The 22,182-nt window shown below is 73.8% G+C and carries 15 protein-coding genes; 10 read left to right on the forward strand and 5 right to left on the reverse strand.

Annotated features, from left to right (window positions below):
- Window positions 1-617 precede the first annotated feature (617 nt).
- The 5 genes from FRAEUI1C_RS21720 (at window position 618) to FRAEUI1C_RS21740 (ending at window position 13,623) form a co-directional block, all read left to right on the forward strand.
- Window positions 618-2,471, forward strand: a complete 1,854-nt coding sequence (locus FRAEUI1C_RS21720; protein ID WP_041259594.1) for a fatty acyl-AMP ligase — start codon at window positions 618-620, stop codon at window positions 2,469-2,471.
- On the forward strand, window positions 2,468-9,289 hold the full coding sequence (locus FRAEUI1C_RS21725; protein ID WP_013425495.1) for a type I polyketide synthase: 6,822 nt from the start codon (window positions 2,468-2,470) through the stop codon (window positions 9,287-9,289). The genes FRAEUI1C_RS21720 and FRAEUI1C_RS21725 overlap by 4 nt, the downstream gene beginning before the upstream one ends.
- A gap of 18 nt (window positions 9,290-9,307) precedes the next feature.
- Window positions 9,308-10,477 carry an alpha/beta hydrolase gene (locus FRAEUI1C_RS21730; protein WP_013425496.1) on the forward strand — a complete coding sequence of 390 codons (1,170 nt, stop codon included), beginning with the start codon at window positions 9,308-9,310 and terminating at the stop codon, window positions 10,475-10,477.
- Complete coding sequence (locus FRAEUI1C_RS21735) at window positions 10,402-12,048, forward strand: MFS transporter (protein ID WP_232425072.1); 1,647 nt, start codon at window positions 10,402-10,404, stop codon at window positions 12,046-12,048. The genes FRAEUI1C_RS21730 and FRAEUI1C_RS21735 overlap by 76 nt, the downstream gene beginning before the upstream one ends.
- Before the next feature lie 300 nt (window positions 12,049-12,348).
- Window positions 12,349-13,623, forward strand: a complete 1,275-nt coding sequence (locus FRAEUI1C_RS21740) for a PucR family transcriptional regulator (RefSeq protein WP_013425498.1) — start codon at window positions 12,349-12,351, stop codon at window positions 13,621-13,623.
- Here the strand turns inward: FRAEUI1C_RS21740 and FRAEUI1C_RS21745 are convergent.
- On the reverse strand, window positions 13,620-14,117 hold the full coding sequence (locus tag FRAEUI1C_RS21745) for an ureidoglycolate lyase (RefSeq protein WP_013425499.1): 498 nt from the start codon (window positions 14,115-14,117) through the stop codon (window positions 13,620-13,622). The genes FRAEUI1C_RS21740 and FRAEUI1C_RS21745 overlap by 4 nt on opposite strands.
- A 181-nt stretch (window positions 14,118-14,298) precedes the next feature.
- Between FRAEUI1C_RS21745 and FRAEUI1C_RS21750 the strand changes: the two genes are divergently transcribed.
- A complete protein-coding gene (locus tag FRAEUI1C_RS21750; protein WP_013425500.1) occupies window positions 14,299-15,468 on the forward strand; it encodes an acetamidase/formamidase family protein in 1,170 nt (389 codons plus the stop codon).
- 160 nt (window positions 15,469-15,628) lie between these two features.
- Here FRAEUI1C_RS21750 and FRAEUI1C_RS21755 read toward each other — a convergent pair whose 3' ends face one another.
- Entirely contained in the window at window positions 15,629-16,246 is a 618-nt protein-coding gene (locus tag FRAEUI1C_RS21755; protein ID WP_013425501.1) for a TetR/AcrR family transcriptional regulator, read from the reverse strand.
- Window positions 16,247-16,565: 319 nt separating this feature from the next.
- Here FRAEUI1C_RS21755 and FRAEUI1C_RS21760 point away from each other — a divergent pair, with 319 nt between their 5' ends.
- Window positions 16,566-17,957: an alpha/beta hydrolase domain-containing protein gene (locus FRAEUI1C_RS21760; RefSeq protein WP_232425073.1), complete on the forward strand. Its 1,392-nt coding sequence runs from the start codon at window positions 16,566-16,568 to the stop codon at window positions 17,955-17,957.
- Between the two features lie 10 nt (window positions 17,958-17,967).
- Here the strand turns inward: FRAEUI1C_RS21760 and FRAEUI1C_RS21765 are convergent, their stop codons facing one another.
- Entirely contained in the window at window positions 17,968-18,393 is a 426-nt protein-coding gene (locus tag FRAEUI1C_RS21765; RefSeq protein ID WP_157735003.1) for a MerR family transcriptional regulator, read from the reverse strand.
- Between the two features lie 115 nt (window positions 18,394-18,508).
- On the opposite strand from FRAEUI1C_RS21765, the gene FRAEUI1C_RS21770 reads away from it, so the two are divergent.
- Window positions 18,509-18,958 carry a pyridoxamine 5'-phosphate oxidase family protein gene (locus FRAEUI1C_RS21770; RefSeq protein WP_013425504.1) on the forward strand — a complete coding sequence of 150 codons (450 nt, stop codon included), beginning with the start codon at window positions 18,509-18,511 and terminating at the stop codon, window positions 18,956-18,958.
- Here FRAEUI1C_RS21770 and FRAEUI1C_RS38565 read toward each other — a convergent pair.
- A complete protein-coding gene (locus FRAEUI1C_RS38565) occupies window positions 18,943-19,257 on the reverse strand; it encodes an SDR family oxidoreductase (protein ID WP_269724422.1) in 315 nt (104 codons plus the stop codon). The genes FRAEUI1C_RS21770 and FRAEUI1C_RS38565 overlap by 16 nt on opposite strands.
- Window positions 19,258-19,344: 87 nt before the next feature.
- Window positions 19,345-20,013, reverse strand: coding sequence for a TetR/AcrR family transcriptional regulator (locus FRAEUI1C_RS21785; RefSeq protein WP_013425505.1), 669 nt, complete (start codon window positions 20,011-20,013; stop codon window positions 19,345-19,347).
- Window positions 20,014-20,090: 77 nt separating this feature from the next.
- Here FRAEUI1C_RS21785 and FRAEUI1C_RS21790 point away from each other — a divergent pair, with 77 nt between their 5' ends.
- Entirely contained in the window at window positions 20,091-20,831 is a 741-nt protein-coding gene (locus FRAEUI1C_RS21790; protein WP_013425506.1) for a carboxymuconolactone decarboxylase family protein, read from the forward strand.
- Between the two features lie 50 nt (window positions 20,832-20,881).
- A complete protein-coding gene (locus FRAEUI1C_RS21795; RefSeq protein WP_013425507.1) occupies window positions 20,882-22,135 on the forward strand; it encodes an ABC transporter substrate-binding protein in 1,254 nt (417 codons plus the stop codon).
- Window positions 22,136-22,182 lie beyond the last annotated feature (47 nt).

Raw genomic sequence — 22,182 nt, forward strand, 5'->3', positions numbered from 1 at the left:
TCGCGTCCCTTTGAAATCTCAGTTTGCTCCCCTATGCTCCGGTCCACCCGAGGAATGCACGGCGACCGTCGGCGACCACGTCGGGCACGAGCGAAAGATTATCGGACACGCACGGTTTCCTGCGCAACAAATCCGGCCTGCCCGCACCGCCAGGCAGGCGAGACGTCCAACAGAACGGCGCCTCCGCGACAAGGGGCCCGCGACACCAGGGCAACTGATCTTGGATGCCTGCCGGCGCGTCAGCGTCAACACGCAGGCGACCAGCACAGCAGCCCTGATCTCGCCCGCCGGCGGAATCTCAACCGGTTGTCATCGGTCATAGGCGCTCCTGTCGATTTCTGGACACTTCGCCAAGGTTTTCCGTGCGCCGCTGACCTACGCTTGGCCTGCCCGGCTGAAACCCTGGCCTGGAATCCGGCGACGCGCTCCTGGAAGCGTCGATGTGAACCAGCCACGGCACCGGTACTCCTTTCCTGCGCGAAAAGCGACACGCAGCTGTTCGCTGGCCCAGGGAAGGCAGGGAAGGCCTCGCATCGACGGAAGATCGCCACCGGACCGGCCCATGGCCGGCCGGCTGGGGGGACAGGCTTGGAGGACAGGAAATGTGTGGGGTTCGCATGGCTCCAAGCGGCGGCCGGGCGACCGGGGACGCGTTCACGTCCGTCCCGCTGCCCGAACAGCTGGCCGCACGCGCTCAGGGCGAGCCTGACCGGGTCGCCCTCACCTTCGTCGACTACGCCGTCGACCGGGCCGGCGCCGCCACGTCGCTGACCTACGCCCAGCTGTTCGAGCGGGTGTGCGCGTTCTCGACCCGGATCGCGGCCCGCCAGGAGCGGGGCTCCCGGCTGGCGATCAGCGCCCCCCAGGGGCTCGACTACGTGGTGGCGTTCCTCGGCGCGCTGCGCGCCGGCATCGTCGCCGTTCCCCTGTTCCCACCCGATCTGCCCGGGCATTCCGGCCGGCTGGACGCCGTCTTCCGCGACTGCGAGCCGGCGGCCGTCGCCACCACCCGGGCAGCGTTGCCGGCCGTGCGGGAGTTCCTGGCGGGGCAGGACCGGCCCATCGACGTCGTGGTCATCGACGACGCGGCGGGCGACGGCGCGGCCCCGGGAACCGCCGAGCCGGTGGGCCGCGTACCGGACGCGCTCGACGCGGACGACGTCGCCTACCTGCAGTACACCTCCGGCTCCACCCGGTCGCCGGCCGGGGTGCTGATCTCGCACCGCAACATCGCCGTCAACGCCGCCCAGGCCGCGGCCGCCTACAGCCAGGGCCGTGGCCCGGGGCTGACCCTGGTCAGCTGGCTCCCGCTGTTCCACGACATGGGCCTGGTCCTCGTCGTCGGTGGCTGTGTCGCCGGTGGCTACCCGGCCGTGTTCATGGACCCGGTCGCCTTCCTCGCCAGGCCGGTCCGGTGGCTGCGGCTGCTGTCGTCGAGCCCTGGCGCCGTGACGTCCGGCCCGAACTTCGCCTTCGACTTCTGTGCCAGCCGGGTCTCACCCGAGGACGCCGCCGGCCTGTGGCTGGGCGACGTCGCCGCGATCGGCAACGGCGCGGAGCCCGTCCAGGCAGGCACCATCGACCGCTTCGTCCGCAGGTTCGCCCCCCAGGGACTGCGCCGGGAGGTCATCCGGCCGGCCTACGGCCTCGCGGAGGCGACGGTGTACGTCTGTGGGTCCACCGACGGGACCCCGGCCCGGGTCCTGCGGGTCGACCAGGAACGGCTCGGTGCGGGTGAGCTGGTGGTACTGGCCGGGGACGCCGACCGCGACGCGCCCCCGGGCGAGACCCACACCCTGGTCTCCTGCGGCCACCCGGTCGGGCAGCGGCTCGCGATCGTCGATCCCGCGACGTCCCGGGTGCTGCCGGACGGAAGGGTCGGCGAGATCTGGGTCCACGGCCCCAACGTCGCGCAGGGGTACTGGGGCAACCCGGAGCTGTCCGCGACGACGTTCGGGCAGTGGCTCGCGCCGGGCGGCCCCGCGGCGCCCGCTCACGGTGGCGGCGTGGTCGAGCGGGCCGACGGCCTGCCCGTCGGCCCCTGGCTGCGCACCGGTGACCTGGGCGTCCTCGCCGGCGGCGAGCTGTTCGTCACCGGCCGGCTGAAGGACGTGATCGTCATCGACGGCCGCAACCACTACCCGCAGGACGTGGAGGCGGCCGTCGAGGCCGTCCACGACGCGCTGGGCCGCCACCGCACGGCGGCCTTCTCCGTGCCGAGCGACGACGGCGAGCGGGTCGTCGTCGTCGCGGAGATCTCCCGGCGCGCGCTCGACGGAGGGTGGGACCCGACCACCGTCACGCAGGCGGTCCGCCGGGCCGTCTCCGACCGCCACGGCCTCGCCGTCCACGACGTCGTGCTCACCCGGCCCGGCTCCGTCCCGCGCACCACCAGCGGGAAGATCGCGCGCCGCGCGAGCCGGCAGCGCTACCTGGCCGGCGGGTTCGCCCGGGTGGGGAACCCATCATGACGCGACGCCCCGGACCGACCGAGCCGGAGCTGCGGGCCTGGCTCACCCGCGAGGTCGCCCGCCTGGTCGGCACGCGGGCCGAGTCGATCGACCCGTTCCAGCCGCTCGGCGAGCTGGGCCTGGCGTCCCGCGCCGCGGTCGCGCTGGCCGGCGACCTCGAGGACCTGCTCGACATGACCCTTCCGGCCACGCTGGTCTGGGAGAACCCGACCATCGCCGCCATCGCCGCGCGGCTGGCGGCGCTCGGCTCCGAGCGCGAGGACGGCGACGTCCCGCGCGTCGCGGCGGTCCCGAGCGGCGAGCCGGTGGCCATCGTCGGCATGGGCTGCCGGCTGCCCGGCGGGTCGGCCGACCCGGAGGCGTTCTGGGCCTTCCTCACCGCCGGCGGCGACGGCGTCCGCGCGGTGCCGGCCGGCCGGTGGGAGCACTTCGTCGCCCAGGGCTCGCCGTCGGCCGCGGAGCTGGCCGGGCTGGGCAGGTTCGGTGGGTTCCTCGACGACGTCGCCGGCTTCGACCCGGGGTTCTTCGGCATCGCGCCGCGCGAGGCCGAGCTGATGGACCCGCAGCACCGGCTGCTGCTGGAGGTCGTCTGGGAGGCGCTGGAGAACGCCGGCATCACCCCGGACTCGCTGCGCGGCACGCCCACCGGGGTGTTCGTCGGCCTGAGCCTCCTGGAGTACGGCCACCTCACGGCCGCGGACCTGACCCGGATCGAGGCCCACACGTCCACCGGCGCGGCGATGTCGCTCGCGGCCAACCGGATCTCCTACACGCTGGACCTGCGCGGCCCGTCGATCGCCATGGACACCGCCTGCTCGTCGTCCCTGGTCGCGGTCCACACGGCCTGCGCGAGCCTGCGGTCCGGCGAGAGCGCCACCGCGATCGCCGGCGGCGTCAACCTGCTGCTCGCCCCGGCCGTCTCCGCCGCGTTCGCCTCGGCCGGCCTGCTGGCGCCGGACGGGCACTGCAAGGCGTTCGCGGCGTCGGCCGACGGGATCGTGCGCGGTGAGGGCGCGGGCGTCGTCGTGCTGAAGCGGCTGTCGGACGCGCGGCGCGACGGCGACCGGATCTGGGCTGTCATCCGCGGTTCGGCGGTGAACTCCGACGGGCGCTCGAACGGGATCACCGCGCCGAACCCGCGGGCGCAGGAGGCCGTCCTGCGCGCGGCCTACCAGGCGGCCGGCGTCGACCCGGCCGAGGTCGACTACGTCGAGGCGCACGGGACGGGCACCCCGCTCGGCGACCCGATCGAGGCCACCGCCCTGGGCGCCGTCGTCGGAGCGGGCGCGGGCCGCAAGGCCGACCGCCCGCTGCTGATCGGGTCGGTCAAGACCAACCTCGGGCACCTGGAGGCCGCGGCCGGCATCACCGGCCTGATCAAGGTCGCGCTCGGCCTGACGCACGGCGTGATCCCCGCCAGCCTCCATTTCGACGCGCCGAGCCCGCACATCCGCTTCGACGAGGCGGGGCTGCGGGTCGTCACCGAGCCCCACCCCTGGCCCCGCGTCGCCGGGCGCCCGGCCCGTGCCGGCGTCTCCGGCTTCGGCTTCGGCGGGACCAACGCCCACGTCGTCCTGGAGGAGTGGCCCGCCGGCGGGCCGAGCGTCGCCGAGGCCCCGACACCGGACGACCGGGCGGCGGACGCGGCCAGGACCCTCCTGCTGTCCGGCGCCGACCCGGCCAGGATCCGGCGGCAGGCCGCCCGGCTCGCCGGCTGGCTCGACGAGCCGGCCGGGCGGATCGCGCGCCCCGCCGACGTCGCCGCGGTCCTCGCGCGCCGGCACTCCTACGACGCGCCGGTGAGCGCCGCCGTCGTCGGCCGGACCCGCGGCGAGCTGGCCGACGTCCTCTCCGCGCTCGCCGGGGAGGCCGACCACCCGGCCGTCGTCGCCCCGGCGCCGACGGCGCGGCGGCGGGCACGCGCCGACGGGCCGGGCACCGTCTGGATCTTCTCGGGCCAGGGCTCGCAGTGGGCCGGCATGGGTCGGCGGCTGCTCGCGACCGAACCCGACTTCGCCGCCGCCGTCGACTGGGTCGAACCCGTCCTGGCCCGCCACACGGGCCGCTCGCTGCGGGCCGCCCTGACCGGAGCGACCCCGTTCGAGGGGCTCGAGGCCATCCAGGTGGTGCTGTTCGGGACGCAGGTCGCCCTGGCCAGGCTGTGGCGCTCACGCGGACTGGAGCCCGCGGCCGTTCTCGGGTTCTCGATGGGCGAGGTCTCGGCGGCGGTCGTGTCGGGCGCGCTCGACCTCGACAGCGCCGCCCGGGTCATGGCGACCCGGGCCAGGCTGCTCACGTCGCTGGAACGGGACGGCCGCGGCGAGCTGGCCATGGTCGAGCTGACCGACGCCGAGTGGGACGCGCTCGCGCCCGACTACCCGGACGTCGCGGTCAGCGTCTACACCAGCCCCACGCAGCGTGCCGTCGGCGGCGACCCGGACCAGCTGCGCGCGCTGTGCGCCCGGGTCGAGGCGATGGGTCACGCCGTGTTCCCGATGAGCATTCCCGGCGGGGCGCACTCCAGGGCGGTCGACGTCCTGCTCCCCGAGCTGACCAGCGAGCTGTCCGACATCGCCGGGCGGCAGCCGGCCGTGGCCTTCTACGGCACCACCCTGGACGACCCGCGCGCGCGGCCCGCCTTCGACGCCGACTACTGGGCGGCGAACGCCCGCCGGCCGGTCCGCTTCGCCCATGCCCTGGCCGCCGCCGGCGCGGACGGCCACGACACGTTCCTGGAGGTCTCGCCGCACCCGATCGGGGCGCGCGCGGTGCGCCAGACCCTCGGCGCCGGGCGGGTGACCGTCGCCGGAACGCTGCGCCGCGGGACCGACGACCAGGTGACGTTCCGGGCCAATCTGGCCCGGCTCGCCCTGGCCGGCGGCGACGCCGGGGCCCGGGCCGCGCTCGACCGTGAGACCGGCGGCCCCGGCCCGGCACGGCGGGCACCCGAGCCGCCCACGACCTCCTGGGACCGCCGGCCCTACTGGTTCCGCCCGAGCGCCGAGCCGCGGCCGGCCGTGGCCGACCGCCATCCGCTGCTCGGCACCCGGGTCGACCTGCCCGAGGGCGACCGGTACCTGTGGAGCGCCGAGGTCGGGACCAGCGACGCGCGCTGGCTCGCCGACCACACGGTCCACGGGGTTCCCGTGCTGCCGGGCGCGGCGCACGCCGAGCTCGCCCTGGCGGCGGCCACCGCGGTCCTCGGCTCGCCCGACGTCGTCGTCAGCGACCTGGAGATCCACCGGATCGTGCCGCTGGCCGACCACACGACGCTCACCGTCTCGCTGCGCGTGACCGACACGGGTGGCACGGTCGACGTCCACAGCAGGACGGCCGGGCCGGACCGCTGGGTCCGCTGCGCGACGGCGACGGTCGCGCTGGCCGGGACCGATCTCCCCCACGGTCCTGACGCGATGCTGGGCGACGGCGAGGGTGAGCCGCTCGACCTCTACGCGGCGTTCGACGCGGTCGGGCAGCACTACGGCCCCGCGTTCGTCGGCGTGACCGAGGCGCGGTTCGGCGGATCGGGCACCCGGGGTGTGGCCCGCGCCCGGGTGCGACTGCCCGACACGGCGACCGGGCATCCGCTGCTGCGCGTGCACCCGGCGCTGCTCGACGTGTGCCTCCAGACGCTCGCCGCGGCCGGCGCGGGCGTCCCGCAGGCGCAGGACGACCGCGCGGTCTACCTGCCGGTGGGCATCGGCCGGCTGCGCGTCGGCGCGGCCCAGCCCCGGGAGGGAACCTGTCACGCGACGCTCGCGCCGCTCGGCGCGGACGCGACCGGCCTGGTCGGCGCGGTCCGCCTCGTCGGCGACGACGGCGCCGTCCTGCTGGAGGCCGACGAGATCTACCTGCGGCGGCTGCAGCGCGACGACGTGCCGGTCGCGCTGGAGTCCATGCTGTTCGAGGCCCGCTGGGAGCCGGCGGAACTCCCGGCGCCGACGGCCGGTACGGGTCGGCCCGAGGACATCGCGTGGGTCGTGGTGACGGCGGGGCCGCCGCCCTACAGCCTGATCGCCCAGCTGGAGGCCCGGCTGGAGGCAGCCGGGGGCTCCGTCGTCACCGTCGCGCTGGCTGACGGTCCGGCCCTCGCCACGGCGCTGGCCGGACAGGCGGCCCGCGGCGACGCCGGGGTGCTGTTCCTCGTCCCCGATGAGCCCGCGCTGGTCGACGGGGACGACCCGGCCGCGCAGGTAGCAGCGGCGTCCGCGCTGGTCGCCGGGGCGGCCGCGCTGGCCCGCGCGGTGGTGGAGGCCTCGTCCGGGCGGACGCCACGCCTGTGGATCGTCACCCGGGGCGCGTCGGTGGCCGCCGACGGCGAGGCCGGTCGGCCGGGCCCGGCGTCGCTGCGCGGGCTGGTGCGGGTGCTCGCGTTCGAGCATCCGCTGCTGCGGGCGACGCTGGTCGACCTGGACCCGGCCCGCGACCCGCTGCCCGACCTGCTGGCCGAGCTGGCCGCCGGCACCCACGACGACGAGGTCGCCTGGCGGGGTGGCCGCCGGCTGGCGGCCCGGCTCGCCCGCGCCCAGCTCACGCAGGCTCGGGCGGGGCGGCCGACCCTCGTGCGTCCGGAGGCCTACCTGGTGACCGGCGGCCTCGGCGGACTCGGTCTCGCGCTGGCCGCCCGGCTGGCCGAGGGCGGCGCCGCCCGCCTCGTTCTCGGCGGCCGGCGCCAGCCGTCCCCCGAGGTCGAGGCGGCGCTCGGGCGGCTGCGGGCCGACGGGCGCACGGACGTCGTGGTCGTCACCGGCGACATCGCGCGACCGGAAACGGCGGAGCGCCTCGTCGCCGCGGCGACCGCCGGTGGGATGCGGCTCGCTGGCGTCGCCCACGCGGCCGGGCTGCTGGTCGACCAGACTGTTCTGGCCCTCGACCGCGACAGCCTGGAGCGGGTCTGGGCCCCCAAGGTCACCGGCACCTGGCTGCTGCACCGGGCGACCGAGCACCTCGACCCCGACTGGTGGCTGGTCTTCTCGTCCGCCGCCGGCCTGCTGGGCTCCCCTGGGCAGGCGTCCTACGCGGCGGCCAATGCCTGGCTGGACGGGTTCACCCGGTGGCGGCGCGCGACCGGACGGCCGGCGACGAGCATCCAGTGGGGCGCCTGGTCCCAGGTCGGCAAGGCCGCCGGGAACGCGAACCCGCTGCTGGAGCCGCTGTCGCCGGCCGCCGGCCTGGAGGCTCTGGAGGCCGTCCTCGCCTCCGGCCGGGACGTCACCGGCGTCACCCGGCTGTCGCCCACCCGCGCCGTCGCGCTGCTGCCCGAGATCACGGACGTCGCCTTCTTCGGCCCGCTGCTGGCCGAGCACGCCACCCAGGAAGACACGCCCGACGGCGCCGGCGAGGACCGCTGGCCCGGCGCGGCCGCCCTGCGCTCGTCGGACCCGGCAGCGGCCCGCGGCCTACTGGCGGCCAGGCTGCGCTCCCGGGTCGCCCAGATCATGGGCTTCCCGCCGGACCGGGCCGAGCTCGTCGACGCGGACGCCCCGCTGACCGGGCTCGGCCTCGACTCGCTGATGGCGGTCCGGCTGCGCAACGCGGTGGAGGCCGACTTCGACGTCGTGCTGCCGGTGCGCCTGATGCTGCAGGGCGCGAGCCTGACCGACGTCGAACACCACCTCGCCGCCGAGCTGGGCCTGCCCGACCTCGGCACCGGCCGGGCCGACGCCGGCGCCGAGCGGGCGCCCGGCGCCCGTGGGTACATCCCGCCCCGCGACGCGACCGAACGGTGGCTGGTGCTCCTCTGGGAGGAGGCCCTGGGCCGCTCCCCCATCGGCGTGGCCGACGACCTGGCCGCCGCCGACCGAGACGGCGACTCGCCCGGCCGGGCCGGCCGGGCGGTCGCGGCCGCCGTGGCCGACCGGCTCGGGCCCACGGCCCCGCTGGACCAGGCGCCGCCGGACGCGGCCCGGCTGCTCGCGGCGGGCACCGTCGAGCGGATGGCGAACCTGCTGCGCGAACAGCTGGAGGGCAACGGCGGGAACCCGCTGCGCCTGCTGCGCGCCGCCGGACCCGACGAGGGCCGGGCGCCCGGCGGCGAGCGGCCGCTGTTCCTGTTCCACCCGGCCGGCGGGCCGACCAGCGTCTACCACGCGCTCGTCACGCGGCTGCCGGCCGGGCCGGCGGTGTACGGCCTCGAACGGCTCGACGACCTGCGGGACGTCGAGACCAAGGCGGACCGCTACCTGGAGATCCTCCGCGAGATCGACCCGCGGGGCCCCTACCGGCTGGGCGGCTGGTCGTTCGGCGGGGTGCTCGCCTACGAGGTCGCGCAGCGGCTGGTCGCGGCCGGGGCGACCGTCGAGGTCGTCGCCATGATCGACTCGATTCTCCCGCTGCCCGTCACCGGAGACGTCCGGGGGCTGGTGGTCGAGCGGTTCCGCCGGTTCGCCGCCTACGTGAGCGAGACCTACCGGGTCGACCTGCGCCTGCCCTACGAGGAGCTGGCCGCCCTGGACGAGGACGCCCAGGTGGAGCGGCTCGGCCAGCTGCTCGCGTCCTCGGAGATCGGGATGACGCCGGGGGTGCTGGAGCACCAGCGCACCTCCTACGCGGACGCGCGGATCGCCGAGCGTTACCAGCCACGCCCGTACGCCGGCCGGGTCGTGCTGTTCCGCGCGGCGTCCACCCACCAGGTGACGGCCACGCTGGACCCGCGCTACGGGCGCACCGACGCGGCGCTGGGCTGGGACGCCCTCTGCCCGGACCTGGACGTCGTCGTGGTCCCCGGCGACCACACCTCGGTCATCGACCCCCCTGCTGTGGACCTCATCGCCGGCCACCTAGGCCGGCTCCTGACCGGCGACCGGCCGGCCGGCTAACGGACGGAGAGACTGGACATGCCCGCACAGTTATCGACGCGGCGGCGCCGGTGGATCGCGGTGGCCGCGGCGGTGGTCGCGGTCGCGATCCCGCTCGGGCTGGCCGGCGCCCTGCCGGCCGCCGGATCAGCCGCCGCGCCGTCCGCCACCGGGGCACCGGTCGCCCCGGTGGCCCAGGTCAACCAGAGCGTGAACGGCGGCGACAACCCCAAGACGGGGACGGTGCCCGACACGGCGACGCTCGGCGTACCCAACCCGGGGACCGTGCCCGTGGTCGGCCTCGCCACCGCGAAGGCCGCCGACGGTGCCCGGGTCCTCTACGAGACCCGCGTCGACGCCCGCACGGTCGACCTCATGGTCAGCTCGCCGGCCCTGGGCGGCGCCGCCCCGGTCCGGCTGATGCTCCCGCCGAACTGGTCCGGGGACCCGACGGCCACGTTCCCGGCGCTGTACCTGATCCACGGGTGCTGCGAGAAGGCCGACTACCAGTCGTGGTCGCTCTACACGGACGTCGAGGCCGCCACCGCGGACAAGAACGTCCTCGTCGTCATGCCCAGTGACGGCTCGGCCGGCTTCGGCACCAACTGGTGGAACTTCGGCGTGCCGAACAAGGGCTGGGGCTACGACACCTTCCTCGCGACCGAGGTGCCGCAGATCCTGCGCGCCGGGTACCGGGCCTCCGGGCGGGCCGCGATCGCGGGCGTGTCGATCGGCGCCTACGCGGCCGTCGCGCTCGCCGCCCTGCACCCGGGTGAGTACGGGGCGGCCGCCTCCTTCAGCGGCCTGCTCGACACCCAGACGCCGGTGGTGAGCACCGAGATCGCGGCGATCCTCGTGCGGGAGAGCCAGAACCCGCTGGCCATGTGGGGCGACCCGGTGCTGCTGGGGCTGCAGTGGCTCTTCACGAACCCGACGGCCCTGCTCGGGCGCCTGAAGGGCGTCGGGCTGTTCGTCTCCTCGGGGAACGGCAACCCCGGCCCGCTGGACCCGGCGAACACGCAGAGCAGCCTGCTGGACACGATCACGCTGGCCAACAGCACGACGTTCGTCACCCTGGCCCGGCTGTCCGGGCTGAACCCGACCGTTGACTTCTATGGAGCGGGCACCCATTCATGGCCGTACTGGAATCGCGAGCTCGCCCGGGCGTGGCCGGTGCTGGCGGCCGGGCTGGGACTGCCGGCGAGCTGACCGTCGGACCGGGCCGCCCGAGGCGACCTCGGGCGGTCCGGCGGACCGGGCTGCTGCTCACGGTCGCGCTCGCGGCGTTCGTCACGGCGCTCGACAACACCGTCGTGAACGTCGCGCTGCCGTCGATCGAGCGCGACCTGACGCTGTCGACGACCGGCCTGGAATGGGTCGCGACCGCCTACATCCTGACCTTCTCCAGCCTGCTGCTGGCCGGCGGCCGGCTCGCCGACCTGTTCGGGCGCCGCCGCGTCCTGCTGCTCGGCCTGGTGATCTTCGCCGTCGGGTCGGTGCTGTGCGGCCACGCCTCCTCGGGCACCGAGCTGATCGCCGCCCGGGCCGCGCAGGGCGCGGGCGGTGCGGCGGTGCTCCCGGCGACGCTGGCGATCCTGACCGCCGATCTGGACGGGCGCGACCGTGACCTGGGCGCCGGGGTGCTGACCGCGGCGATCGCGGCGGCCCTCGCGCTCGGGCCGGCGGTCGGCGGCGCGATCAGCCAGTACGCGCACTGGAGCTGGGTCTTCTACGTCAACGTCCCGGTCTGCGCGGTGACGATGGCGCTGGCCTGCTGGGCCGTCCCGCCGAGCCGCCGCCAGGGCGGCCGGCGGGCGAGCCTCGACATCCTGGGGCTCGCGACCTCCGGCCTCGCGCTGCTCGCGCTCACCTGGGCCCTGGTCGAGAGCAACGACCGGGGGTTCACCTCGCCGTCGATCATCTACGCCTTCGCGCTGGCCGGGGTGGCTGGCTGGGCGTTCGTCGCGGTCGAGACCACCGGGACCGACCCGATGCTCGACCTGGCGCTGTTCCGGTCGCCGGCCTTCTCCGGCGGCACGGCGGCCCAGATGCTGTGGGGGCTCGGGGTCAACGGCGTCTTCCTGTTCACGTCGCTGTACCTGCAGAGCATCCTCGGCTTCAGCCCGGTCGGGGCCGGCCTCGCGTTCGTGCCGCTGGCCGTCGCGCTGGTCCTGGCCGTGCCGGCGACCGGACGCCTGGTCGCCGCGTGCGGCGCGCGGTTCACGGTCGCGGCGGGACTCGGGGCTGTCGCCGCCGGTCTGTACCTGACCGCGCAGGTGGGGCCCGGCGCCTCCTACCTCGACCTGCTGCCCGGCCTGCTGATCATCGGCGCCGGCTCGGCCCTGACGACCCCGCTGACGTCGGTCCTGCTCGGCGACGTCGACCCGGCCGGGGCCGGGATGGCGTCGGCCGTCCTCAGCACGGCCCGGGAGGTCTCCGGGGTGCTCGGGGTGTCGGTGACCGGGGCGATCCTGCTCGCCAGGCAACGGGCGGTCGTCGCCGCGGGCGGCAGCGCGGTCGACGGCTTCGTCGCCGGCTACTCCCGCGGGCTGAAGGTCTCGGCCGGGCTCGTCGCGCTGGGCGCGCTCATCAGCCTGGCCACCCTGGGCCCGGCCGGGCGCGCCCGGCGCGCGCCAGGCCGCCACCGCCGGCCCCGGCCACACCCGGCCAGCTCAAGGCCACACCCGGCCAGCTCAAGGCCGCGGCCGGCCAGCTCAGGGCGACGGCCGGCCAGCTCAGGGCCCGGACCAGCCAGATCAGGGCCTCGCCAGGCGACGTGAACCCTCCTGGGCGAGCGACCGGCCGCGGCGCCCCTTCGACCCGGTCGGAATCCGGGGCGCAATTGTCCTGCCGGTGCTCCAGGGGAGTGCCGCCGGGCACCTCCTCGGCGCGCCCGGCTGGTTTTCGCCCGAAGTCGAGGCGAGCATCGGCGACGCCTGTGGCGTTACATTCAGACTTGTCCGTTATGTGTGTGTGACGGGTCACAGGGAACCACGGCCGTGGCGGCGGGTGGACGCGACCGACTGGCTGGAATTCCCAGTACACGGATGTCGCCCGCTCACTGACGAGGAGCCCTTGTGATGGCCACCAACAACGCTCGCAACATTCTGGACGGCATCTCAATAGACCAGCGACTGTCCACCGCCAGGGCCGAGCTCAGCCGCATTATCGTCGACCGCCTGACCGAGGAGATCCCGGTTTACGGGACGCTGCCGGCCGAGGAGTTACGCGGCGAGATCACCCGCATCACCGCCGCGAACATCGGAACATTCATCGACATGGCCCGCGACCCCGAGGCGCCGTCGGCCCGCCAGGTCGAGCTCATCAGGGAGTCGGCCTCACGCCGGGCGGAGGAGGGCGTCCCCCTCGAGGCGATCCTGAGCGCGTATTTCCTGGGAACCGAGATCTGCGCCGAGCGCATCCTGGCCGACACCAGTCCCACCGATCTCGCCGAGGTGGCGGCGCTGCATCATCGGCTGCTGCGCTACCTGCGCATGACCACGACTGTCATCGCGAACGTCTACCTGTCCGAACGGCAGGCCACGTCCGGAAAGAACGACCGCGACAGCCGCGCCGCGATGCTTTCCGCCCTGCTGAACGAGTCCCCCGAGATGGCCGAGACGGCCGCGCGGGCCGGCATCGCCCTGCCCGCCTGCTACCTCGCGATGAGCATCGCCGTGTCCAGGCACCCGGACGAGCAGGCCGCGGGAACCGACCCGGCGATCGCCGGCCGGCGCAAGATCCGCCGCATCCGCGCCGCGATCGAGCGCCACGCGTCGCCCAGCGCGCTGTCCAGCCTCTCCGGCGACCAGGGCATCGTGCTGGTTCCCTCGTCCACCGCGGCGGCCGACCTGAGCGCCGCCGACTGGCGCCAGATGTCCGAGCTGGTCGAGCGGCTGCGCGACGCGGCCGGCGCCGACATCATCGCCGGGCTCGCCGCGGCCGAGCCGGACTGCGTGGCCGCGGCCGCCAGGCTCGCCGCCGAGATCCGCCAGGTCGCCGAGACCTCCGGCCGCCCGCCCGGCGCCTACCGGCTGGTCGACGTGCTCGTCGAGTACCAGCTGACCCGGCCGGGCCCCGCCCGCGACCACCTCGCCGACCTGCTCCGGCCGATCCGGGACCGGCCCGACCTGCTGACCACCCTGCGCACCTACCTCGCCTGCGACCTCGACCGCAGGAAGACCGCGACCCGGCTGCGCATCCACCCGAACACGGTCGACTACCGGCTGACGAAGGCGGCGACCCTGACCGGTCTCGACCCGACCCGGGGCACCCACCTCCCGACCATCCACGCCGCGATCGCGGCCCACGACGCCCGCGGCGCGCACCCGCACGTCCAGACCGCGGCCGGCTAGCCCCGGTCGAACCAGCATTCGACGCCGAGGCGGACGTCGAGCTGGCTCGTGTCGTGGTCGGCCGCGTTGGTGTCGGTCAGCTCCAGGTTGAAGAACGCCATCCGCGGCCCGTCGAAGAACGGCCCGGCATGCCACGTCCCCCGGTGCAGGAGGACCGCGACGTCCCCCGGGATCTCGAACGCGACGATCTCGTCGAGCGCGGGCGCCACCTCGGCCGGGCCTTCCCCACGGGCCACCGCCATCCACCACGCACCGCCGCCGACCGCGGCCAGCACCTGGGTCACCTGGCGGTGCCGGGTGATGCGCGTGAAGGTCGTGCGGCCGTGGGTCAGCTCCATGACGTAGAAACGCGGCGTCCCCCGCGACAGGTCGAGCGCGGCCTCGGCGGCCGTCGTCCTGGTGCTGTCCGGCTGGGCGGCGAGCACCTGCCCGTACGGAGCGAAGGCGTTCTCGGTGATCGGCACCGTCGCGACGGCATGCCTGGTAAGAGCCACGGGTCCATCCTGCGGTGCCGCGCCCGTCCTCCACCACGTCCCGCGGGGCCGGTCCACGCGGAACCGCCTGTCCGAGGCCGCCAAGGGCCCACGGGCCCGCCGCGCCCGCCGCGCCCGCCGGGGAGAAACACGGGCGAAACGACCAGGCCCTAGCCTCGACGCGGCCGGGGAGGTGCCCACGATGACGGACCAGCACGAGGCCTTCGAGGCCGAACTCGCGGGTGACAAGCCGGGAGCCTTGATCGAACCGTTCCCGGTCCTGCAGCCCCTCAAGGGCGGCGCGGACGAGGCCTACCTCGCCGCCAGCCCGGAGAACGTGCTGTGGGGACGCCTGCCCACCGGCTCGGATCAGCCCGTCCGCACGGTCCGGCCCGGCACCGAGGTCCTGATCGACACGGTCAGCCACGAGGGTGTGCTGGAGGACCAGGGCCGGGACCCGGTGGCGTTCTTCGCCGGCTTCGGGGTGCCGGCCGACGAGGTGCTGACCGACGCCGTCGCCGTGGCCGCGCGCAGCGCGCACACCCCCGGGCTGGACGGCCCGCATGTGATCACGGGCCCGATCGCGGTGCTCGGCGCGCGGCCGGGCGACGTGCTGGCGGTGCACGTCCTGGAACTGACCCCGCGCACCCCCTACGGCGTCGTCTCCAACCGGCACGGCCGAGGCGCGCTGCCCGGCGAGCTGCCCGCGGGGCCCGACCCGGTCTTCACGTTCTGCCGGGCCGGGAACGGACCGCAGGGCCCGACCGGCACGATCGAGACCGACGCCGGCACCATCACGTTCCCGCTCCGGTTCTTTCTCGGGATCACGGGCGTCGCCCAGGCCGAGGACCGCCACCACAGCTCGGTCCCGCCGGGCCGCCACGGTGGCAACATCGACGTCTCGATGATGACCGCCGGGGCGACGCTCTATCTCCCCGTCCAGGTCCCGGAGGCGCTGGTCTACGTCGGCGACCCGCATTTCGCGCAGGGCGACGGCGAGGTGGCGCTGACGGCCTTCGAGGCGCCGCTACGCGCGCGGCTGCGCTTCGACGTCATCACCCGCGACCAGCGGGCGCACGCGGACCGGCCGTATGCCGAGACCGACGAGTACCTGATCCCGATCGGGCTGGACGAGGACCTCGACGCGGCGATGCGCGACTGCGTGCGCGCTGCCCTGGAGCTGCTCGAACGCCGCTACCGGATCGAGCGGGCCGTCGCCTACGCCTACCTGAGCGCGGCCACCGACTTCGCCGTCAGCCAGGTGGTCGACATCGTCCAGGGCGTCCACGCCAGGATCCGCAAGGCCGATCTCGCCGCGCTCGCCCGCCCCGACCCGCCAGCCGCCGAAGGACCCGCATCGGTCCAGACCTGAAGCCCGCGCCACTGCCGTGACCACGAAGGCCGGCCCGGCGGAGTGATCGCCGTCTTCGCCCTCAGGCGGTCGTGAATCGGGCTTCTCGCAACCAGGCGAGGGCCAGAACGGCGATCATGTCGAGGGCTCGGAGCGGGCAGACGTTGTCGGAGGCGCTGCGTCAGCGGTGGACCTGGGGTGTGGTCGGGGTGAGTGCGGCGGCTGCCTGGGCGCAGGTCGCGACGATCTCGTCGAAGCAGGCGAGGAGCGAGGGCCTTCCCTCGGTGAGGTAGAGGTGTGTGGCGGTCGTGAACCAGCTCATCGCCATCAGCGCCACGGCGTGAATCTCGAGGGATGACCACCGGGGGTCCGATCGGGCGGCAAGGATCTCGATAGCCGTTTTCAGGAAGGCGCCGCCCCCGAGCGAGACCTGCTCGGCGACGGACCGCTGCTCGGTCGCGATGACAGCGCGGATCTGGGCCAGAAGGTTCCGGTCGTAGCCCTGCTCGCACAGGTCACGCAGGACCGCGTGCAGGCTCACCAGCGGGGGTTCGGTCGCCGGCCGTTCGGCCAGGCGGGTGGCCGCCACCTCCCGCCGGACCACGAGCTGGTCGACCAGGATCGCTTCCTTGCTCGGGAAGTGGTGAAAGACGGTGCGGCGACCGACGCCGGCAGCGACCGCGATCTGGTCGATCGTCGTCTCGGCATAGCCCTGGACCTCGAACAGCCGCAGGGCCGCGGCCGTGATGCGCGCCCGCTTCGCGACCGGATCTCGCTCGCGGGTTCGGGCTTCCGGCACGCGACGGGAGTTTACCGGCCGGGGGCCTGGCCCAAGAGCGCGTCGCGCTCGGGCGGTTACGCCCCGGTCTTGACCATTCCGCTGCTATGGCACTAGTGTCAAAGCGCCTTGTGCGTCCCTACCGAACGGCAGGGTCTCTGGTGCCGTTCACCGTCCGAATAGCTCGGGAGCCCGCATGAACCGTCGTCGGCCGGGTCGATTAGCCGTCCTCCTTCTTGCCGCGGCCGCGGCTTTGTCCGGCCTCACGGCCTGCGGGGGCGGTGGCGGGGGAACCACTGTCGCGCCGACCGTGAACGCGGCCACGCGAACCGGGGTGACGGTGACCGGTCCGACGGCGGACGGCGACCGCCCCAACCCGTTCTCCCTTCCGGTGTTCGACCTCGGTGCCGCCGGCTACACCGCGCAGGAGTACTTCTTCGGCGGCACCGCCACCTCCTACGCCCCCGAGCCCGCCACGACACTCGGCCCGGACGGCCGATGGACGATGAAGGCCTCGCGCACGGCGTCGTTCAAGACGCGGATGCTCGTGCTCCGTCCCAGCGATCCCAAGAAGTTCAGCGGGACCGTCTGGGTCTCCTGGCTCAACGTCACCGCCGGCTTCGAGATCGGCGACTTCACCCGCGAAAGCCTGCGAGACGGTGACGCGACCGTGTACGTGTCCGCCCAGAAGGCGGGCCTCGACGGAGTTCCCGGCGCCGAAGGAAACGGCCTGCGGAAATGGGACCCAGAACGGTACGGCTCACTGTTCCACCCCGGCGATGACTTCTCCTACGACATCTTCACCAAGGCCGCGCTTCTCGTCGGACGCGACCGCGGAAAGCTTCCGGTGGACCCCATGGCCGGGTTCGACGTCAAGCAGGTGTTCGGCACCGGTGCCTCCCAGTCCGCCTTCCGCCTGACCTCCTACCTCGACGGCGTGCAGCCACTGACCAGGGCCCTAGACGGCGCCCTGCTGATCGCCAACTTCGGGCGTGCGGCCGCCTTCCAGACCGCCACCGGCACCGACGCCGCCGACGAGGCCTTCAGCCGGCCACCCGTACGCATCCGTGCCGACCTCGGCATCCCGACGATCCTGGTGAGCACCGAGACCGAGGCGGAATCGGTCTACCCGGCACGCCAGCCGGACACCGCGACATTCCGGTTCTGGGAGATCGCCGGCGCCGCGCACGCCGGCGGCGGACCCGACACCATCGGCGACGTGGTCAAGCTCTTCACCCGCGACGGCCTGAAACTGCCCACGGGCAGCCTCGGCTCGACCTCAGGAGCGGTCGGCGCCACGGCGGCACCCAACTCACTTGACTGGCAGCCCGTCGTGGCCACCGCCGGCGTCGACCTGACCCGCTGGGCGTCGGGCGGCCCACCACCGCCCGCACTGCCCCGCATCGCCATCGAGGGAAACCCACCACGGATCGAGCGGGACGCGGACGGCAACGCGCTCGGCGGCATCAGGATGCCCGACCTGGAGGTGCCGGTCGCGACCTACAGCGGCACCGTCCCCGGCGCCTCCCTGATGGCATCCCTGTTCGGAACGATGTCCCCCTTCCCACCCAGCCGCCTCGCGGCGCTCTACCCGGACCGCCAGACCTACCTCACGGCCTACGACCACGCCGTCGACAAAGCCGTCACCGCCGGCTACTTCCTCGCCCGAGACGCACCATCGATCAAGGCGGCAGCGACGGCCAACGCGACCGCGCTGTTCCCGGACCACTGATCCCGGGTGATCATCGCTGCTCGTCGTGGTGGCCCGCATGGCCCTCGGAGGTCCAGATGAGCTGTTCGTAGTGGGGGCAGCCGTCCGGTGGCGCGTCGCGATGGTGCTCGAGGGTGTGTTCGAGCAGCGCCCGGGCCGCGCGGAGCCGGTCGGCCTTGGCCTGCAGGGACTCGATCTGCGTTTCGATCACCCGGGCCCAGGTCGGGTCCGGACGGCCGGCCAGCAGGTCGGCGATGTCGTCGAGGCTCATCAGGGCGGATCTCTGCCAGTAGCGGATGACGGCCAGCCGGCGGATCTCGGCCGGGCGATACCAGCGGCGCCCAGCGGACCGCACCGCCGGGGCGATCAGGCCGCGCTGCTCGTAGTAGCGGATCGCCGAGGCGCGCAGCCCGACGCGACGGGCGACCTCGTCGATCGGCACGAGCTCCTCGTCCACCGGCCGCACCCTCGCTCCCCTCGAACCGCGGTTGCGTTCAAGCCGACTTGAACCGACACGATCGTTCCACACCCGACGACGCCCACGACGGCGCAGTCGAGAAGGAGGAACGACCGTGGCCAACGAACAGGCACTCGACTTCGTCGCCCGCTACCCAGACGCCGCGATGATCACGCTGCGGGCCGACGGCACGGCTCACATGGCGCGGATCGAGGTGGCCACGTTCGACAGCAGGGTCTGGGCCACCGGCGCCGAGCCTCTGGTAAGGACGAAGAACCTGCGCCGCGACCCGCGCTGCTCGCTGTTCGTCTTCGGCGCGCATCCGCACTGGCTCGGCCTGGAGACAACCGCATCGATCATCGACGGCCCAGACGCCCCGGGGATTCTTGTTCGCCTGCTACGGGCCCGGCACGGCGACGCGACCCCGCCAGGCACCGTCCTGGCCCACGACGACCAGCTCGGCCACGACCGGCCATGGCCCGAAGCCGACTACCTCGAACACGCCCACGCCCACCGGCTACTCGCCTACAGCTTCACCATCATCCGGACCTACGGCAACCCATGATCACCAGTGACGCCGGGTCCCGAGCCGTCACGCTGCCGGCGCTGGCCGTCGGCTTCGTCGGCGATGTTCCAGGCGCTGCCCTGGCGGCGCATGGGTACCTGGGCGGCTCGGACGGCCGTTATCTCGTCGCGGTCGCGTCCGGTCGCGTCCGCGACGCGGTCGACTCCGACGGGGGTGTCGATCATTCCGGGGACGATGGCGTTGACGCGGATTCCGTGCGGCGCGTATTCGAGGGCGAGCCCGCGGGTCAGCGCGTTGACGCCGTTCTTGGCGATCGAGTACGGGTTCGCGCCCGGCAGGAGCCCCTGTCTCCTTCGGTCGACGCCTGCGGCGCCCCACCTCGAAGGGGGCGGCCGCTTGCGGGTGGTTTCCGGCTCGGGCCGGTCCTAGGGGACGAGGAGCCAGCTGGTCGCGTCGCGCCCGGCGTTGTCGCAGGCGGCGAGCGCGGCCGGGGAGACGGGGGCGGTGAGGTAGCCGACCAGCCCGTCGAGCAGGTCCGCGACGTGCGCGGCGAAGGACAGGACGTCCTGCCCGCGGGCCTTGGCGCGTTCGCGGTCGGCCGCGGCGTGAATCGCGAAGGCGATGGCCTGGCTTATCCGGTGGGCGCGCAGCGGCTCGGGGATGTCCATGAGGAACGACCGGAAGTGGTCCTGGAAGGCATTGGACGCGGCCAGGTAGGTGGGCGCGAACTGGTCGAACACCTCGCGGCTGCCGTGGGTGTGCAGGTTCGCGACGAAGCTGAGGTAGTTGCTGCCTTCCTGCTCGCCCTGTTCGAGGACCGGCAGCACGTAGCACTCGACCCAGCCGCGCAGGTCGTTCGGGCGGTGCTGGGCGGCTAGCAGGTTGCGCCGCTCGTGCAGGTACGGCAGCCGGAACTCGAAGATCTCCCGGATCAGCTGTTCCTTCGTGCCGAAGTGGTACTGGACCGCGGTGTTGTTGCCGCTGCCGGCCGCGGCGGAGATCTGCCGCAGCGAGACCCCGTCCAGCCCGTGCGCGGCGAACAGCGCCTCGGCGGCCAGGATGATCCGTTCCTTCGGCGACGGCGCTAGCGGCATGGCTCCATCGAAACACACTGGACATCGTCAGGCAACTGCCTTAGCTTCCATGCATCCGCTTGGACCTGAGGAGTGCCATGGGCAGTGCCGCCGAGCAGACCTATCGCGAGGTCATGACCATCGAGCCACCGGCCGTGACGACGCCGCTGGAGCAGTTCAGCCGGGACTTCGTGTTCGGCGAGGTGTGGAGCAGGCCCGGCCTCAGCCGCCGCGACCGGCGCTGGGTGACGCTGACCTGCGTCGCCGCCGCCGACGCGCCGGGGCCGATCGAGGACCACGTCTACGCCGCGCTGAACAGCGGCGACATCGAGCTGGACGCGATGTTGGAGTTCGTCCTGCACTTCGCCGTCTACTGCGGCTGGCCGAAGGCCTCGCACCTGGAGATGGTCATCGCCCGCCAGTGGCACCGCATCCAACGTGAGCAGGGACGCGAGCCGGCCCCGTGGCCGGTCCTTGACAACGCCACGCTCGGCCCGAACGACTGGGAGGCGCGCCTCGCCCGCGGCGTCGAGGAGTTCGTCGACGTGAACCTCGTGCCGGCGCCGCCCGCGGAGACGCCCTATCGGCACGCCGGCATCCTCAACTTCGTCTTCGGCCACGTCTGGCAGCGCCCGGGGCTCACCCGCCGCGAGCGGCGCATCATCACCGTCGCCTGCGTCGCCATTGACGACTCGCCGACGCCGCTGACCACGCACGTCGGCTCCGCGCTGCGCTCCGGCGACCTCACCAAGGCCGAGATGGACGAGATCGTCCTGCACTTCTCCGCCTACTACGGCTTCGCCAAGGGCGAGGCACTCCACGACGCCGCCGAGAAGTAACGCGCGACGAGGTTTCCACGCTCACCACGCACCACACCTAGGGGAGATCAATGCTCAGAAAGCGCACGACCGTGGCCGCGGCGATCCTGTCGGCCGCCGCCGTCCTCTTAGCCGCCGGCTGCGGCTCGTCGAGCTCAGGCGGTTCCAGCGGCGGCGGCACCACCACCGCGGCGGCCGCGAAGAAGACCATCACGGTGGGTGTGATCGCCGACATGACCGGCGCGGCGGCCCCGCCCAACAAGTCCGTCGTCGACGGGGTCAAGGCCGGCACGTTCTACGCCGCCCGCAACGGCTACACCATCAAGTACATCGTCGGTGACACCGCGACGAACCCGGCCACCGCCCTCGCCGTCGCCCAGAAGATGGTCACCCAGGACCACGTCTTCGCGGTCCTGGCGAACTCCGCGCTGCTGTTCGCCGCCGCGCCGTACCTCACCGCGCACAACGTGCCCGTGATCGGCGCCAGCCAGGACGGCCCCGAGTGGATCCCGTCGAAGAACATGTTCTCGATCTGGGGCCCGCTGCAGGCCACCAAGGTCTCCACCACCCAGGGCAAGTTCTTCAAGATGATGGGCGTCACCAACCTCGGCGTCCTCGCGAACTCCGTTCCGACCGCGTCCGAGGCCGGCGAGGGGTCCGCCGCGTCGGCCGAGGTCGCCGGCATCAAGGTCGGCTATCTGAACGCCAAGTTCCCGCTCGGCGGTGACGTCGGCCCGGCCGTGCTCGCGATGAAGGACGCGGGCGTCGACGGCTTCGTCGCCGCCGCGGGCTCCGACACGACCTTCGCCGTGATCAAGGGCCTGCAGGACCAGGGCGTCAAGCTCAAGGCCGCTCTGCTGCCCACCGGCTACGGCGGTGACCTGCTGTCCGCCGGCCCCGGCGCGGCGCAGGCCGCCCAGGGCGCCTACTTCGTGTCCGCCTACGAGCTCATCGAGCAGCAGACGCCCGCCACCAAGCAGTTCGTCGCCGACATGCGAGCGGCCGGCCTCAAGGGTGAGCCCACCTACGCCTCCTACAACGGCTACGTCTCCGTCGGCCTGCTGGTGCGCGCTCTGAAGGCCGCCGGCGCCAATCCCACCCAGGCCAGCCTGATCACGGCGCTCGAGGGCATCCACGACTGGAACGCCCTCGGTCTCTACGGCTCCCACACGGTCGACATCAACGACCGGGAGAACATCGTCTTCGGGCCCGACAGCTGCCAGTGGATCGCCCAGTTCCAGGGCAACGCGTTCAAGCCCGTCCCGAACGCGACCCCCATCTGCGGTGACGTCGTCCCCGGCCGCACGGTCGCGCCCGCGTCCTGACCGTCCCTCTCCGCTCCCACCTGGCCCGGCGTGCTCGACGACGAGCG

The organism is Pseudofrankia inefficax, assembly GCF_000166135.1.
Lineage (GTDB): Bacteria > Actinomycetota > Actinomycetes > Frankiales > Frankiaceae > Pseudofrankia > Pseudofrankia inefficax.

Bases quoted from the DNA above. Each gene is read 5' to 3' on its own strand.
- FRAEUI1C_RS21795 (WP_013425507.1), top strand. From the start codon at position 20,882: ATGCTCAGAAAGCGCACGACCGTGGCCGCGGCGATCCTGTCGGCCGCC.
- FRAEUI1C_RS21740 (WP_013425498.1), top strand. From the start codon at position 12,349: ATGGCCACCAACAACGCTCGCAACATTCTGGACGGCATCTCAATAGAC.
- FRAEUI1C_RS21725 (WP_013425495.1), top strand. From the start codon at position 2,468: ATGACGCGACGCCCCGGACCGACCGAGCCGGAGCTGCGGGCCTGGCTC.
- FRAEUI1C_RS21785 (WP_013425505.1), bottom strand. From the start codon at position 20,013: ATGCCGCTAGCGCCGTCGCCGAAGGAACGGATCATCCTGGCCGCCGAG.
- FRAEUI1C_RS21735 (WP_232425072.1), top strand. From the start codon at position 10,402: ATGGCCGTACTGGAATCGCGAGCTCGCCCGGGCGTGGCCGGTGCTGGC.
- FRAEUI1C_RS21730 (WP_013425496.1), top strand. From the start codon at position 9,308: ATGCCCGCACAGTTATCGACGCGGCGGCGCCGGTGGATCGCGGTGGCC.
- FRAEUI1C_RS21750 (WP_013425500.1), top strand. From the start codon at position 14,299: ATGACGGACCAGCACGAGGCCTTCGAGGCCGAACTCGCGGGTGACAAG.
- FRAEUI1C_RS21790 (WP_013425506.1), top strand. From the start codon at position 20,091: ATGGGCAGTGCCGCCGAGCAGACCTATCGCGAGGTCATGACCATCGAG.
- FRAEUI1C_RS21720 (WP_041259594.1), top strand. From the start codon at position 618: ATGGCTCCAAGCGGCGGCCGGGCGACCGGGGACGCGTTCACGTCCGTC.